Source organism: Qingshengfaniella alkalisoli, from assembly GCF_007855645.1.
Taxonomy (GTDB): Bacteria; Pseudomonadota; Alphaproteobacteria; order Rhodobacterales; family Rhodobacteraceae; genus Qingshengfaniella; species Qingshengfaniella alkalisoli.
In genome coordinates this window covers 855,472-870,546 of record NZ_CP042261.1, presented here as the reverse complement: position 1 = coordinate 870,546, position 15,075 = coordinate 855,472, and the positions used below count along the sequence as shown (strand labels likewise).

The 15,075-nt window shown below is 59.6% G+C and carries 16 protein-coding genes; 2 read left to right on the top strand and 14 right to left on the bottom strand.

Translation table 11 applies throughout. The features are described from left to right. Positions 1 to 194: 194 nt before the first annotated feature. From FPZ52_RS04510 to FPZ52_RS04465, 11 genes are all read right to left on the bottom strand, one after another. The gene (locus FPZ52_RS04510; protein ID WP_146364109.1) at positions 195 to 1,160 is read right to left on the bottom strand and encodes an ABC transporter ATP-binding protein; all 966 of its coding nucleotides are present in this window, start codon (positions 1,158 to 1,160) and stop codon (positions 195 to 197) included. After that, positions 1,157 to 2,137, bottom strand: coding sequence for an ABC transporter ATP-binding protein (locus tag FPZ52_RS04505; protein ID WP_146364108.1), 981 nt, complete (start codon positions 2,135 to 2,137; stop codon positions 1,157 to 1,159). Before FPZ52_RS04505 ends, FPZ52_RS04510 begins: the two co-directional genes overlap by 4 nt. Then, positions 2,134 to 2,640: an amidohydrolase family protein gene (locus FPZ52_RS19385; RefSeq protein WP_276617450.1), complete on the bottom strand. Its 507-nt coding sequence runs from the start codon at positions 2,638 to 2,640 to the stop codon at positions 2,134 to 2,136. The genes FPZ52_RS04505 and FPZ52_RS19385 overlap by 4 nt, the downstream gene beginning before the upstream one ends. Beyond that, complete coding sequence (locus FPZ52_RS19380; protein WP_205758604.1) at positions 2,634 to 3,572, bottom strand: amidohydrolase family protein; 939 nt, start codon at positions 3,570 to 3,572, stop codon at positions 2,634 to 2,636. Before FPZ52_RS19380 ends, FPZ52_RS19385 begins: the two co-directional genes overlap by 7 nt. Continuing rightward, complete coding sequence (locus tag FPZ52_RS04495) at positions 3,572 to 4,756, bottom strand: amidohydrolase family protein (protein ID WP_146364106.1); 1,185 nt, start codon at positions 4,754 to 4,756, stop codon at positions 3,572 to 3,574. The genes FPZ52_RS19380 and FPZ52_RS04495 overlap by 1 nt, the downstream gene beginning before the upstream one ends. Positions 4,757 to 4,761: 5 nt before the next feature. Then, a complete protein-coding gene (locus FPZ52_RS04490; RefSeq protein ID WP_168201262.1) occupies positions 4,762 to 5,733 on the bottom strand; it encodes an ABC transporter permease subunit in 972 nt (323 codons plus the stop codon). Positions 5,734 to 5,746: 13 nt separating this feature from the next. After that, the gene (locus tag FPZ52_RS04485) at positions 5,747 to 6,739 is read right to left on the bottom strand and encodes an ABC transporter permease (RefSeq protein ID WP_146364104.1); all 993 of its coding nucleotides are present in this window, start codon (positions 6,737 to 6,739) and stop codon (positions 5,747 to 5,749) included. Positions 6,740 to 6,828: 89 nt separating this feature from the next. Next, positions 6,829 to 8,406: an ABC transporter substrate-binding protein gene (locus FPZ52_RS04480; protein ID WP_146364102.1), complete on the bottom strand. Its 1,578-nt coding sequence runs from the start codon at positions 8,404 to 8,406 to the stop codon at positions 6,829 to 6,831. 964 nt (positions 8,407 to 9,370) lie between these two features. Next, a complete protein-coding gene (locus FPZ52_RS04475) occupies positions 9,371 to 9,814 on the bottom strand; it encodes a hypothetical protein (RefSeq protein WP_146364100.1) in 444 nt (147 codons plus the stop codon). A gap of 90 nt (positions 9,815 to 9,904) precedes the next feature. Then, complete coding sequence (ctaA, locus tag FPZ52_RS04470; protein ID WP_146364098.1) at positions 9,905 to 11,050, bottom strand: heme A synthase; 1,146 nt, start codon at positions 11,048 to 11,050, stop codon at positions 9,905 to 9,907. 42 nt (positions 11,051 to 11,092) lie between these two features. Next, positions 11,093 to 11,836 carry an RNA methyltransferase gene (locus FPZ52_RS04465; protein ID WP_146364096.1) on the bottom strand — a complete coding sequence of 248 codons (744 nt, stop codon included), beginning with the start codon at positions 11,834 to 11,836 and terminating at the stop codon, positions 11,093 to 11,095. 93 nt (positions 11,837 to 11,929) lie between these two features. Here FPZ52_RS04465 and FPZ52_RS04460 point away from each other — a divergent pair, with 93 nt between their 5' ends. Continuing rightward, positions 11,930 to 12,550 carry a thiamine phosphate synthase gene (locus FPZ52_RS04460; protein WP_146364094.1) on the top strand — a complete coding sequence of 207 codons (621 nt, stop codon included), beginning with the start codon at positions 11,930 to 11,932 and terminating at the stop codon, positions 12,548 to 12,550. On the opposite strand, the gene olsA is transcribed toward FPZ52_RS04460, so the two are convergent. The 3 genes from olsA to FPZ52_RS04445 all read right to left on the bottom strand — a co-directional run bounded on the left by olsA (position 12,535) and on the right by FPZ52_RS04445 (position 14,441). After that, the gene (gene olsA / locus FPZ52_RS04455) at positions 12,535 to 13,377 is read right to left on the bottom strand and encodes a lyso-ornithine lipid O-acyltransferase (RefSeq protein WP_146364092.1); all 843 of its coding nucleotides are present in this window, start codon (positions 13,375 to 13,377) and stop codon (positions 12,535 to 12,537) included. The two genes, FPZ52_RS04460 and olsA, sit on opposite strands and share 16 nt — an antisense overlap. Next, positions 13,374 to 14,153, bottom strand: a complete 780-nt coding sequence (olsB, locus tag FPZ52_RS04450) for an L-ornithine N(alpha)-acyltransferase (RefSeq protein WP_146364090.1) — start codon at positions 14,151 to 14,153, stop codon at positions 13,374 to 13,376. The genes olsA and olsB overlap by 4 nt, the downstream gene beginning before the upstream one ends. Positions 14,154 to 14,267: 114 nt before the next feature. Continuing rightward, positions 14,268 to 14,441 carry a DUF3553 domain-containing protein gene (locus FPZ52_RS04445; RefSeq protein WP_146364088.1) on the bottom strand — a complete coding sequence of 58 codons (174 nt, stop codon included), beginning with the start codon at positions 14,439 to 14,441 and terminating at the stop codon, positions 14,268 to 14,270. A gap of 130 nt (positions 14,442 to 14,571) precedes the next feature. Here FPZ52_RS04445 and FPZ52_RS04440 point away from each other — a divergent pair, with 130 nt between their 5' ends. Continuing rightward, entirely contained in the window at positions 14,572 to 15,072 is a 501-nt protein-coding gene (locus FPZ52_RS04440) for a histidine phosphotransferase family protein (protein WP_240804420.1), read from the top strand. Positions 15,073 to 15,075: the final 3 nt, after the last annotated feature.

The following is a 15,075-nucleotide window of genomic DNA, read 5'->3' as shown; positions in this document are numbered from 1 at the left end:
TCGCTCGACCCGTTGTACATCGCTGATAGGACTACCTAGGTCGCGCAGGAAACCCTGTCGCAGATCATCGAAAACTGGTTATTTCCCGCACCGGCATTCCTGCTGTTCCTTGCTGCCATAGCGACGAAGGGTTCCGTTCCGAGGGTTTCGAGTATCCGTCCGGAAACTCCATGAGGCAACGCATAGGGGATTTGTCATATGTGTCCGGGTTCGGCTGCAAAACATGCCACCCGCCGGTTCCACACATCTGTACGCCGCTGTGGACGCTCGACCTTACAGCGATCAAACGCCACGGGGCAACGCGGATGAAAGCTGCACCCGGAGGGCGGCGAGACCGGAGACGGCACCTCGCCGCCCATCGGACTGCGGTCACGCTTCGGCATCTCCAAATCGGGTATCGTATCCAGCAGCAAGCGCGTATAGGGATGCAAGGGGTTGGAAAACAGGTCTGCGGTGGGCTGGATCTCGACGATCCTCCCCAGATACATCACCGCGATTACATCGGCCATGTGGCGCACCACGCTCAGGTCATGGCTGATGAAGAGATAGGTCAGCTCCATTTGCTTCTGAAGCCGCTTCATCAAGTTCAGGACTTGCGCCTGCACGGAGACATCCAACGCCGAGGTCGGCTCGTCGCACACCAGGAATTCCGGCTCGCCTGCCAGCGCCCTGGCAATCGAAATCCGCTGCCGCTGGCCGCCGGAAAACTGGTGCGGGTATTTCAGCCCATCCGAGGGAGCGAGTCCGACTGTGCGCAACAGCTCGTCTACCCGTGCGGAAACCTCGCCGGGGGGCGTGTCTGGGCGCAGCGTGCGCAACGGCTCGGCGATGAGACGTGCGACCCGCCATCTGGGGTTAAGGCTGGCATAGGGATCCTGAAAGATCATCTGCAGCCTGTCGCGATCGCCGTGAAACCTGATGCTGCCATTCGACGGAGCGTGCAGGCCCGTCACCAGCTTGGCGATGGTACTCTTGCCGCAGCCGCTTTCCCCGACAAGCGCCAAGGTTTGCCCGCGCTGGATGACGAAATCAACGCCATCCACAGCGCGCAGCGTGCGGCGCGGCTTGCGTTCAATCAGCCTGTTGAGCCACGGTGCCGACACATCGAATCGGCGCTCCAACGCGTCAACCTCGAGAATGGCGTTGGGACGAATGGTCATGCGACGGCTCCTTCTGTTGCAAGCCAGCATGCAGCGGCACCTGTGGGTCCAGCATCGGCGATGCGGGGCAGCTCGCGTTTGCATCGCGGTCCGGCGCTGGCGCAGCGTGGATTGAAAGCACAGCCCTGAGGAATAGCGTCCAAACGGGGCATCGAGCCGGGAATCATCTGCAATTCCTCGACGTCGCTGCGAAGCGACGGGATCGAGCCCATCAAACCCTTCGTATAGGGGTGTCGCGGACGGCGCACGACATCGTCAACCGCGCCGACCTCTGCCAGCCGCCCCGCATACATGACGGCAACCCGATCTGCGGTTTCTGCGATAACGCCCATGTCATGCGTCACGAGCATCACCGCAGTGCCTCGGTCGCGACAAAGCCGCTTCAGCAGTGCGGTGATCTGCGCCTGGATGGAGACGTCGAGCGCAGTTGTCGGCTCGTCGGCGACGATCAACTCCGGCTCGCCACAAAGCGCGAGCGCGATCACGATCCGCTGACGCATCCCGCCAGAGAACTGGTGCGGATAGTTATCTATCCTCTCCTCGACGGCCGGGATACCCACCTCATGCATCAGTCCCTTGGCACGTTCCCGGGCCTGCCTCTTGTCGAGTGCAGTGTGCAAGCGGATGGTTTCGACCAATTGATCGCCGACCCTGAACAGCGGGTTCAGCGAGGTCAGCGGATCCTGAAAGATCGCCCCGATCCTCCGCCCCCTGATTCTTTGCATCGCCCGATCATCGAGATTGTCGATCCGGTCGCCCGAGAGACGGATCGACCCGGCAGCGATCCGACCCGGAGGCTCCAGAAGCCCAAGGATTGCCATGCCTGTCATGGATTTGCCTGCGCCGGACTCTCCCACGATGCCTAGAATCTCGCCGCGTCGAATTTGCAACGAGATATCATCAACGGCGGTCAGCGCGCTCTTTCTGGTCGGAAACTCGACACACAGACCCTGAACGTCCAGAACCACGTCGTTCATTGTCGGCACCTCTCATAGCTGGGTGTGAAGATGTCACGCAGTGGCGGATGGCCGACCGTGCGTTCGGGGTATTTCGCGATCAGACCGTCGAACTGGGCCTGCGCACGAGCCGCGTCGGCTACCTCGTCGATGCCGGGAATCGTGCGATCGGCCATCACGCGTCGCCCATCGATCCAGACGTCGCAGACGTCACGCCCTGAGGCCGACGTCATCAGCGATTGCACCGGATCGGACCCCTGCAAGGTTCGGCTGAAGTCGACCACGGTGATGTCGGCTTTCGATCCGGCCTCCAGACGGCCAAGATCCGGGCGGTTCAGCGCCGATGCGCCGCCCAAAGTAGCCGCATCAAACATATCCTCAGAACGTATCCGGTCCATTCCTGCCGCCATCCGGGCTGTCATCATGCCCAGCTGCATATTCAGGATCATGTCGGCCGGGAACGTATCAGTCCCGAGGCCGATATTGATGCCCCGCGCGCGACAATCGGGAAAGCTGTTCAGCAGACCACCATGTCGCGCCGAGACCAGCGGGCAGTGGACAAGCGTCGCCCCTGCCTGGGCGAGATCAGGTCGAACTCTGCCTCGGTCGCCTGGGTGCCGTGCGGCAACAGCCAGTTCGCCCGCAGCGCCCCGATCCGGTGCAGCCACTCGATCGGCGCGCAACCGTGTTGTTCGCGCATGAGTCGAAGCTCGACCGCGGACTGGGCGCAGTGCTGACGCACCGGCGCGCCCATCTCTGCGGCAATCGCGGTCGTGCGCTGCAAAAGAGCCTCGGTGCATGTCTCGATCCGATCCGGAGAGAACATCGCGCGGATGCGCCCATTGGCCCGCCCATCTATGCGCGCTGCAAACTCCGCCGCCCCCGCCAATCCGGCAAGCCCGCGCGCCTCGTCATAGACAGCCCGTATGTTGCCCGCCGCATCGGTCACCTGACCCCCGGTACGGTAGGCCGGACCGAGATAGACCCGCAGGCCCAGTTCATCCGCAGCGGCCGCCGTCGCGTCGAACTCGGCGACCGTTTCTCCCCATTCGCGGTAGAACAGAGAGGCAATGGGAAGTGCCGTGGTAACTCCGTTCCGGATGAGATGGGCGAAAGCGTGCCTCTTCTGAAATGCCAGTTCTTCTTCGGAATACATCTCGTAGGGTCCACGGGCGACGTAGCTTTCCGGCCAGACGCGCCCTTTCTTCCACGCGGGGCCGTTGTCGTAGCCCAGAATGGTCGTATCCAGATCGGACAACGCATCGAGATCGATAAAGCCCGGCGAGATCACCGCCTCTCCGTAGTCGAACCGCCGCGCCACCTCGCCGCTGAAGGCCGCGCCCACATGCAAAACCACGTCGCCTTCGATGATCACCACACCGTTTTCGTGAACGACATGACGTCCGGCGTGGTGACCGATGACCCAGCGGGCCGTCAGGAGCGTGCGATCCGCCATCAGGGTGCCTCGATCACACATTTGCCGTCGCGCGTGATCACCCGCCCACCTTTGAGCACCAGCTTGCGCGGGGCATGAAGCGCAACCGCCTCGGCCAGGGTTTCGCCTTCGACAAGCACGCAGTCGGCACGGCAGCCGAATCCAAGCCCGTAATCCTTCAGACCGAGCACCGCTGCTCCTCCTTTGGTGCAGATTTCGAGCGCCAGTTCCACCTCGTCGTCGCGACGCAGATTGTTGCGCATCCCGATATGCATGGCCTTTTCCAGCATGTCCGAATTGCCGTACGGTCCCCACGTGTCGCGAATTCCATCGCAGCCCGCGCCGGTCAGGATTCCATAAGCCTTCAATTCCTTGACCAGCGGCACGGGAGCCGATGCCGGAGCGGTGGTCAGGATGTGAATGCGATTCTCGGCCAGTTTTTCCTGCAACCCCGCCACGTAGGCCCGATCCAGCGCCCCAAGGCAGAAGGCATGGCTGATCGACACGTTGCCCTGCATGCCGAGAGCCACTGTCCGATCGATGATTTCTTCCATGGAGAACCAGCCAAGGGCATCGCGTTCGTGCAGATGAATATCCACCGGCTTGCCGTGTTTCTCGGCCAGGGCAAACACAGTGTCGAGATGACCCTTGGGATCATGTTCCATCCCGCAGGGATCGATTCCGCCGACCAGATCCGCGCCGAGCGACAACGCCTCGTCCATCAACTCGGCTGTGCCGGGCCGGCGCATCATTCCGGACTGTGGAAAGGCAACTATCTCGATATCGATCAGGCCGGTCAGTTTTTCGCGGGTGGCCATCACGCCCTCGATACCTGCTAACCCGTGATGCGTGTCCACATCGACATGACTGCGGATATGGGTGCACCCGTACGACATGGCGAGGATCGCGTGGCGTTCGCTTTGCACCTGGGGATCGAGGCCCAGTGAAACTTTGACCTGCCGCTCATTGTCGATCTTGTCGATCAGACGGGGACCGACCTCATTGCGGTACCAGGGCAACCCGAGCAGGGACTTGTCGAGATGGGTATGGGCCTCGACGAAACCGGGAACCAGGATACGCCCGCCACAATCGACCACCTCGGCCTCCCCCTCGGGTGCTGCGCTGGCAAAACGCCCCTCCACGATATGCAGATCTATGGCTTCCGCGCCCATCGGACGCACGTTCTTCAAAGTAGTTGCAGTCATATTTCTTACCGTAGTTTGGGGTTGAGCGCATCGCGCAGCCAATCGCCGATCATGTTCACCGACAGGACGATCAGGCATAGCTGAACCGATGGAAAGACGACGATCCACCAGAGTCCGGAGAAGAGATACTGGTTCCCGATCCGGATTAGCGTGCCAAGGCTGGGCTGATCAGGCGGCATGCCGACACCGAGAAAAGACAGCGTGGCCTCCGACAGGATCGCAAGGCCAAAGTTCAACGTGGCGGCGACCATGATTGGGGTCATGCAGTTGGGAAGGATGTGATGCAGCATGATCCGCCAGGACTTCACCCGGATCAGTCGCGCTGCCAGCACATATTCCTTCTTGGCCTCCACCATGGCGGAGGCGCGGACCGTGCGCGCGTACTGCACCCAGGACGGCACTGCGATCGCGACGATAAGGATTGGCGCTGCGAATACGTCCTTCAAACCCGTGGGCAGCGAAGCGGTGGCAATAGCGGTGATCAAGATCGCGATCAGGATGAAGGGCATCGATAGCAGAACGTCACCCACGCGCATGATAACGTTGTCGATCCATCCGCCGAAGTACCCGGCGATCAGCCCCAGCGCGAGACCGACGGAAAGGGCCAGCACCACCGAGGCGAACCCGATGACAAGCGAGATGCACGAGCCATACAGAATGGCCGAAAGGATATCCCGCCCCTGCGTATCGGTCCCCAGCACATAGGGCCACTGCCCCCCTTCATGCCAGACCGGTGGGATCTCCGCGTTCCATAGTTCCAGCGCAGCCAAGTCATAGGGATTCTGAGGTGTGATCAGCGGCGCGAGAAACGCGGTGAGCGCCACCAGTGCAAGCAATACCACGGCGAAAATCGCCGAAGGGTGCGCGCGGAAAGAATACCACAAGTCACTTTCACGGATAAGGGCGAGCCTCGGTTTCGGCATCGTGATCGAAGTAGCGTCTTGTCCGGCTTGGTCGGGGAGTGCAGCCTCTGTCATGGTTTTTTGCCTCTTAGCCATTTGCGCCACCGGCGCGGACCGTATCATCGCGCAGACGCGGATCGACCCAGGCGTAGGTAATGTCCACCACGGTGTTCAGCGCCACGAAGATGAAAGACACGATCATCAGGTAGGCGGCCATCACCGGAATATCGACGAAGGTAACAGCTTGAATGAAGAGCATGCCCATGCCGGGCCACTGGAACACCGTCTCGGTCACGAGCGCAAAGGCAATGAGGTTGCCGATTTGCATGCCCGTCAGCGTTATCACCGGCATCAGACAGTTGCGCAGCGCATGACGCCACTGCACGCGCCGCGTCGGCACGCCGCGCGCACGGGCGAACTTGATGTAGTCGGTGCGCAGGGTTTCCAGCATTTCTGCCCGTACGAGACGCATCACCAACGTGACCTGGAAAGTCGAGAGAGAGATCGCCGGCAACACCAGTGCCGCACGCCCGGACGGGGTCAGAAAACCTGTCGACCACCATCCAATATCGACCGTCTCGCCGCGTCCGAAGGCTGGCAACAAGCCCAGCGAGACGGAAAAGGCGAGGATCAGCAGGATTCCGACAACGAAGCTTGGCAACGAGACACCGACAATTGACCCGAGCTGCAAGGCATTGGCCAATCGCGAGTCTCTATACACTGCCGTGATCACCCCCAGCGGGATACCGACAAGCAGCGATATTACCGTCGCCACAAGCACAAGTTCGAACGTGGCCGGAAGCCGATCCTGGATCAGCACCATCACGTCCTGCTGGTTGCGGTAGGAAATACCGAAGTTCCCCTGCACCGCATTGGTGACAAACCGGGTGTATTGGGTGAGGAAACCGTCGTTCAGCCCGAGCCTTTCGCGCAATTCCACACGGTCGGCCTGTGTCGCCTGCTCGTTGACCATCATTTCGACCGGATCGCCAAAGAAGCGAAAAATGACAAAGGCCAGAAGCGCCACGGCCAGCATCACGAATACGGCGTTGGCCGTTCTCTTGAGAAGAAATGCAATCATTGCTCAGCCTCTTGGCTCCCCCGATTGATCTGGGTAATTTCTGCCCGCTTTGGGCGCCGGACCGCCCGAAGACGGTCCGGCAATCTCGTTCAAGAAGCGGGGTTCACGTTAACGAACCAAAGGCGTGGCTTGGCATCGGGAAACAACGGCATCTCGGTCACCTCATCGGTCACGGCCCAGGCCATCGGTTGCTGATGGAGTGGGATCATGATGATCTCGTCCTTCACCAACTGCAGCGCTTCGGTTTGAAGCGCCATCCGCTTGTCGAAATCCAACTCGCTACCCGCAGCGTCAATCAGCGCATCGAGCTCGGGATAGGACCAGCCACCCCAGTTGAAGACGCCCGCATTGCCATCCTTCGAGTGGAATATCTGCAGCAACGGCGAATAGCTGTCGAGCATCGGCAAGGTCGCCCAGCCAAGCGTATAGACATCTGTACTGCCATTGGTGCGCTTGGGCGATTGAACCGCACGCGGGGCAACGTCCAGCTTCGGGGCAAGACCGATACGGCTCCACATAGAAGCGATCGCCTGACAGAACTGCTCCTCGTTCACCAGCCCATCGCTGAGGCAGTTGAACTCGAACTCCAACCCTTCGGGCACGCCAGCCTCCGCGAGGAGCGCTTTCGCGGAATCCGGGTCGAAGTCCGGCACGTCGTCCAGCGTCTCGACATAGCCAGGAATCGGCGGCGCAACCGTAGCACCTGCAATACGTGACTTGCCACGCATCACCTTCTGGTGGATGAGATCAAGATCGATCGCCTTGTAGAGCGCCTCGCGTACCTTGATATCCGAGAACGGGTTGGACTCGCCCGTCGTCAGGGTCTCGCGGAATGGAAAGCCGATCATCACGGTACGCAGATCCACGCCTTCCAGCAATTCCACGTTTGGCGCAGCTTCCAAGCGTGGCAAATCCTGCACCGGCGCCTCGTTCGTGAAATTGATCTCGCCCGACAGTAGCGCGGCCACGCGGGTCGCTGCGGAATTCACCGGCGTCAACTCGATCCGATCCAGATTATGCCGGGCTTCATCCCACCAGTCGGGGTTCACCACGAACACTGTCTTGGCGTCGGGCTGGCGACTTTCCACGATGAATGGCCCGGTGCCATTGGCGTTGTAGGTCGCGAAGCCCTCGGTGCCGGCGCCGATATCCGTTGGCATCAGCGCGTCATTCTCTGTCATCCATTCCTCGTCGAATATATGGATGTTGGTCAGATCGTTCAGCAACAGGGGGTAAGTGCCGTTCAACGTGATGTCGACGGTGTAGTCATCCACCACCGTTGAACTTACATAGGCCGGAAGGTTACCCTTCAGTGGCGAGGTCTCGTCGCTCACACGGGTCAGCGACGCCACCACATCTGCAGCCGTGAAGGGATTGCCGTTGTGGAAGGTTACTCCCTCGCGCAACTTGAAGCGCCAGGTGACCTGATCTTCGAGGATCTCCCAACTCGCCGCCAGGGCGGGCTCGATTTTCAGATCCCGGTCGTAGCGGACCAATCCTTCATAGACATGGTTCAGCACGTTAATCGTGAAGCTGTCGCCGTAAGAATACGGATCAAGCGAACCGATGTCCCGGTGGGCACCCCATCTAAGAACGTTTTCGGCCTGCACGGTCCCCGCCAGTCCCATGACTGCGGTCGTCGCGAGCATGATGTGTTTCATCTTCATGATGTCCGTCCCTGCGCATGATTGTATTATAGGTTCGTACAAATTGGATACGATATAATCAGGCTGGCGGGATGAGATCCTTGCTTCAAGAAAATTGCATACGATTAGTTGAAAATATGTATCCGTATCAGGAGGTGCGTAAATGATAGGCAAAAACACATTCAGAGGAGTAAAAAACATCAGTCAAAGCGATACACGACCCGCTCTGCAAGTGCATCACCAGGACAAGCGATTGAACCGGTAATCTGATCACAACAAAAAAACGCGGGCTTGAAGCCGGGCAATCGTCCACCACGCGCTCGTATGCAGGAATAGCGATTACCGGCCGAAACAAGGTAGCTTCACAGCGGATGCTCAAACACTGGGCGCAGCACGTGCCGGAAATGCCAGGCGGTCATTAGAGGCGTGTGATATCAAGCGCAGGCGCACGCACCGGAGTGGATACAATCGGCTCGGTGCCATATCACCAACAAGCAGGAAGCGCGGTGTGTGAGGCGTGCCAGGTTGGTCACGGTCTGCCCGAGAGTGTCATACCCTTCGGCCGCGCTGGCCGGGAAAGATGTGTAGGCCCACCAGGTTTCGGGCGTCTTGTAGCGTTGCTCTCTTAACAGGTGCGCATTTGCCCTCCCCGTTTCCTGGACGGAGCGATGGTCGAGCTTATCATCCGAGGACAAGAAAAACTTCCAGGTTGGATAATATCCAATCCATTCACGCGCATCGTAAGAAGAAACTGGTTAAACGACAGAGATGGGCCGTCCATTCCCCCTTCAGCTATTTCGATCAGGTCGTGCCATTGCACTCCCGGCTTCCCAACGACCAGCGGTTGTCGTCGGCTGCGATCAGTGCCTCAGCATCAAGATCGGTCCCGGAAGCGAGGGTGCCAAGAGCGTTAAGCGATGCGCTCGCATTTTGATTGCCGCGACGGAGCAAAGTCAACAAGCTCGCTTATAGAGCTATCTCGTGGCTACTCCAGCGTTGCGTCGAACTCTATCCGGTTGCCGTTTCCACCCGCTGCGGACTTGGCGACGATCTTGGCATTCGATATCCCGTGACCCGAGAACTCGATCGTGTCGTCCAGCAGGTCGTCCACCCGCTGCGTGATGGCATAGCCGTCTTCCTGCAAGGCAGCCTCCCAGTTCGCGATAAGGCCGGAAATATCTGCATCCGTATCCACGGACAGCATGCGCACGGTTTCTCCGATTTCACGGTTCGACGCGATTTCATACTCGGTCGGGAAAACAAGACTGTCCGGTAACCACTCCGGAAGCACCTCCTGCGCATGAACCGATGCCAATGCCAGCAAGGTGATCGCGCCAGCAATCACGATTTCGCGCAGGCGTGCCAGCGGCTGTTTGATACGGATTTTCGAGCGCGTCAGGCAGAGGGGTGCGCGCGGGATGTCGGTCATGCTCTGGGTCATCATGGTTGTAAGATATCGTCCATTTTTTGGAAAATTCAACGCTCTCGACAAAACTCTGCCGGCAGCGATCGGGTTCCCTCAGCCACGCACAGATTGCGGCATAGGATAGCGGCTGAAGAATCTTGCACGCAGGATGGCGACCCACAAGATTACCGCGCCCAACTGATGGAGAATGGCAATATGAACAGGGGCCGCATAAAGCACCGTACCGATGCCAAGAACCACCTGCCCGAACAGCAGAACTGCCATCCAGTTGAAAGCCATCCGCGTATGGCCGTTGGATGATTTGCGGCCACGGTTCCATGTGACCAAACCGAAGATCAACAGCAGATACCCCACGCAACGATGGATAAACTGCACCAATGCGGGGTTCTCGAAAAAGTTACGCCACAGCGGATCTATCGCGAAGGCGGAGGACGGAAAGACCTCTCCGGCCATCAGCGGCCAATCAGTGAAGCTGCGACCTGCATCAATGCCCGCGACAAGCGCGCCCAGAAGGATCTGAACCATCGCCAGATGAAGGACACCGGTGGACATGCCCCACTGCTTATCATTGCGTAAACGCCGCGCGGCAAACAGGTCTTTCTCGGGTCGCGCCAGCAGCATCATGTACCATGCCAGCACGCCAAGGATCACGAAGGCCAACCCCAGATGCACGGCCAACCGATAGGACGCCACCGAAGTCATGTCGTTGCCAAGGCCGGATGACACCATCCACCACCCGATCGCGCCCTGCACGCCGCCCAGAAGACCGGGAACAAGCAGCCGCTTGGCCCAGCCCGGCGGAATTTGCCGCGCCGCCATGAAGCCGAAAAAGCCAAAGGCCCAGACCACGCCGATCAGACGCCCAAGCTGGCGGTGACCCCATTCCCACCAATAGATCGCCTTGAACCCTTCGACGGTCATGTCGGGGTTCATCAGCTCAAATTGCGGGATTTGCTGGTACTTTTCGAATTCCGATTGCCACGCCGTGTCATTCATTGGTGGAATCGCACCGGTGACGGGTTTCCATTCAGTGATCGACAATCCACTGTCAGTCAGGCGGGTCAGCCCGCCAATGGCAATCATCAGAACGACCAGCACGAACATGATGCCAAGCCAGATGCGGATTCCACGGCGCGCGCCACTGCGCCCACGGTCGATCAGACCGGGCGTCGGTGCGGCACGACCGGGTGTATCCCCCTCGCCCACTTCCTCAAAAATGCTACGCGGTTTCTGGCTCATGGCTGTCCTCGTCAGCGAAGGTATCGGGGTGGTTCTACGCGCTCAGCCGCGTTCTTTCCAGCGAACCATCTGGCGCAGCATGCCGTGGAACATCTGCACATCGGCACGGGTCAACGGCATGCGTGACCACAGGTTGCGCAGGTTCAGCTTCATGCCCTCGGCTTTCTGTTCGGGGTAGAAGAACCCTGCATCGTCGAGACGCTGCTCGAAATGATCGGCGAGCTTTTCCATCTCGACGCCGCTGGCCCATTCGGTCCCGGCAAGTTCCACGCGGTCATGGTCGATATCGCCCGCCTGCCTGCGCCATTCATACGCCGTCAGCAGCACGCATTGTGCCAGGTTCAACGACGCGAATTCCGGGTTCACAGGCACGGAAATAATTGCATTGGCCCGCGCGATATCATCGTTCTTCAGCCCTGCACGTTCCGGACCGAACAGCACGGACACACGCCCGCCCGCCGCGATCCGCGCCTTCGCTTCCTGCATGGCCTGTTCGGGCGACAGAACCGGCTTGGTCAGCCCCCGCGCCCGCGCCGTCGTGGCCAGCACAAAATCGCAATCGCCAATCGCATCGGCGGTCGTGTCGAAAAGCTGCGCCTCATCCAGAATTCGCCCGGCACCGCTGGCCATCGCGACCGCCTTGCTGTTTGGCCAGCCGTCGCGCGGCGCCACGACACGCATCCGGTCGAGGCCGAAATTCCACATGGCGCGCGCGGCACCACCGATGTTTTCACCCATCTGCGGGCGCACCAGCACGAAAGCGGGGATTTGCGGGTTCTCTTGCATGGCGCGGGGTCTAAGCCTCTCGCGTCATTTGCGCAATGGGGTTGTGAGGGCACGCGCCATTAGCTAGGAGACAATCAACAATCGAGGTGTCCCATGGCCGAAACCGAACAGCCGCAACTCTATCTCGTGACGCCGGCCAGCCCGTCGCCCGACAGCTTCCCGGACCAGTTGGCGCGCGTATTGGACACGACCGAGATCGCCTGTCTGCGCCTGCGCACGGCAACGCAGGATGAGGACGAGATCGGTCGGATCGCCGACGCGCTGCGCGACGTCGCCCATCGGCGTGACATCCCGCTCGTGATCGACAGCCACGTTCAGCTGGTCGAAAGGCATGGTCTTGACGGTGTGCATCTGCTGGACGGATCGAAACTGGTGCGCAAGACGCGCAAGGCGCTGGGAGCGGATGCCATCGTTGGCGCCTATTGCGGGACATCGCGCCACGACGGGATAAGCGCGGGCGAAGCGGGCGCAGATTACGTGTCCTTCGGACCGGCTGGCCCCACGGTGCTTGGCGATGGGTCGAAGGCAGAGGCAGAGTTGTTCGCCTGGTGGTCCGACATGATCGAGATGCCGGTGATCGCCGAAGGGGCACTGGATGTCACGACCATCGCGCAGCTCGCCCAGATCACCGATTTTTTCGCGATTGGCGACGAAATCTGGCGCGAAGATGATCCGGCAGCGGCGTTGAAACTACTTGTTCAGGCGATAGGCTGATCTGCAAGCAGATAGCTTTCCAGCCCGCTGCGCACGGCGGTTTCAGCCGCAACGGACAATGTCTTGCGATTGTCGAAATCGGCGACGCGCAGAGGATCGTGGTAATAGACATCCACCCGGCCCTGCTTTCGCGCGGCCAGCACCTTCAACAGGCTGGACAAGAAATCCGTATCGCCCCACCAGCCATAGAATGTCGCAGGCTGACCCTCGGGGGCACGGTAAACGACGCTGACAGGTTGGATATGCGTCTGATCACGTAGCCTGTCCTCGAAAAACGCCTGGAACAGCGTGGGCTTGAACGGCAGCACTCGGCGGCCATCCGTGCTGGTACCTTCAGGAAAGAACATCAGCTTGTGTCCGGCCATCAGGCGCGAGACGAACATTTCCTTCTGACTGGCGGCTTGCCGCGGGTCGCGATGGATGAACACAGTCCCCGTTGCACGCGCCAGCCAACCGATCGCGGGCCACTCGGCGACCTCGGCCTTCGACACATAATAGATCCGCTTGCGGGCATTCAGCGTGAAGATGTCGAGCCAACTCGTGTGGTTGGCAACAACGGCACCTTTCATAGTCATCGGGCGGCCATGGGTTGCAAAGCCCATACCCAAGATGACAAAGGCCGACCGGCAAACGAACTGGGTGATATAAGGCGTCACGGGACGGCGCAGGCCGAAGATCGGGCGTTCGATCAGCCGAACCAGCAACAGCAACGCAAGGCAGCCGAAGGTTACCAGTGTCAGCAATGTGCCGCGCAACACAACGCGCACCCAGTCGAGTCCCGAGAACGCCCCGGGTGCCGGTGGCTCGCCAATCGGTTCGGGTATCACGCAGCCAAATCCCTCGTGTAGATCGCACGCTGGCGTTCATTCATTCGGGCTGTGTCGAGGATCAGGCACACATCAGTCGTGTTGAACTCATGGTCGATGAACGCGCCATCGCCGATGAAACCGCCCAACCGCAGATAGGCCTTGATAAGTGCCGGTGTCTGCAACATGGCGCTGGCCCGGTCGATATCGTTCTCCGCCAGCAGATCCATCGGCTGGTAATGCCGGGGCTGCGCACGGACCCGCAGTTCCGGGGGTGCAAGATGCCGATGACGCAGCAATGACAGTGGACCTGCTAGCTTCTCCGGATCGGTGCCGTGGAAGCTGGCAACCCCGAAAAGAACTTCGATGTCATGCTCCAGCGTGTATTTCGCGAGTCCCGTCCAGAGGTGATACATCGCGAAACCGCCGCGATAGTCCTTGTGCAGACAGGACCGGCCGAGTTCCAACAGGTTGCGACCGCTGGTTTCCAGAACCGACAGATCGTATTCCCCGGCCGAATAGAACCCGCCGATTTCCTTCGCCTTGTCACCGCGCAACACACGATAGACGCCGACCACCTGTTCATTGTCGTCATTGTCGCGGGCGCGGTCAAAAATCAGAATGTGATCGAAATGAGGATCGAACTTGTCACGTTCCAACCGCGCTTCGTGATCGACCATCTCGCCTGAGCCGCCAAGTTCTTCCACGAAGACATCGTAGCGCAGACGCTGCGATGCTTCGACCTCGCGCGTGTCGGTGGCGAGTCTGACCTCGAATTCAGGCGTCCGCGTTGTCATGTATCCCCATGGGTCATATCAATATCGAGCCGTTTTCTAGTGTCGCACGCATGTCAATGCAACACATCCTGAAGGCGTTCCCTTTAAGGTTGCATTAACCTTGACCGCCACAAGTTATGGTAGAAACTCGATCTGCAACTCAACCTGGGACCCGTCGATGACAACCTTGCCCTGATGCTGGAAATTTACAGTGATGCGCCCGCCGATATTGGACTGCACCTGCCCGATACCCCATTCGGGGTGATCAGGGTGCTTCACAAACATTCCCGGTTCCAACAAGGAATTCATCTGATATCTCCAACCAGCCAAGCGTGACGACCATGACATGACCAATCCGGACCTGACTGCCCTTTTGGGATCTCGCATCTGCCATGATTTGATAAGCCCCATCGGGGCAATCGGCAACGGGCTGGAATTGATGCAGATGAGCAATACCGTTGACGGCCCCGAGGCGGCGCTGATCACCGAAAGTCTGAACAATGCCAGTGCACGTATCCGGTTCTACCGTTTGGCATTTGGATCGGCGAGTGAAGGTCAGACACTTTCTATACATGAAATCAAAGATATATTCGGCAAACTTAATGCAAATGAAAAAGTGAAAACAAGGGTTTCCCTGACCACGCCTTTGGCGCGCCACAACGCCAAACTGGTCGGCCTGATGTATCTGTGTGCCGAAACCGCGCTGCCCTATGGTGGTACGATCGAGCTGACGCAGGACGCATCCTGTTGGAGCGTCACCGCCACGGGCGCACGACTGACAACCAATCAGCGCGCTTGGAATGCCCTTCGTGGCGATACTCTGCCGGACGTCACCCCGGCGCAGATTCAATTCGTTCTGCTGCCCGAGGCTGTCCGCCAGTTCAATCGCAAACTCAGTCTCGAAATTTCTGACAGTGTCCTGCAGCTGAGCGTGACCTGATCC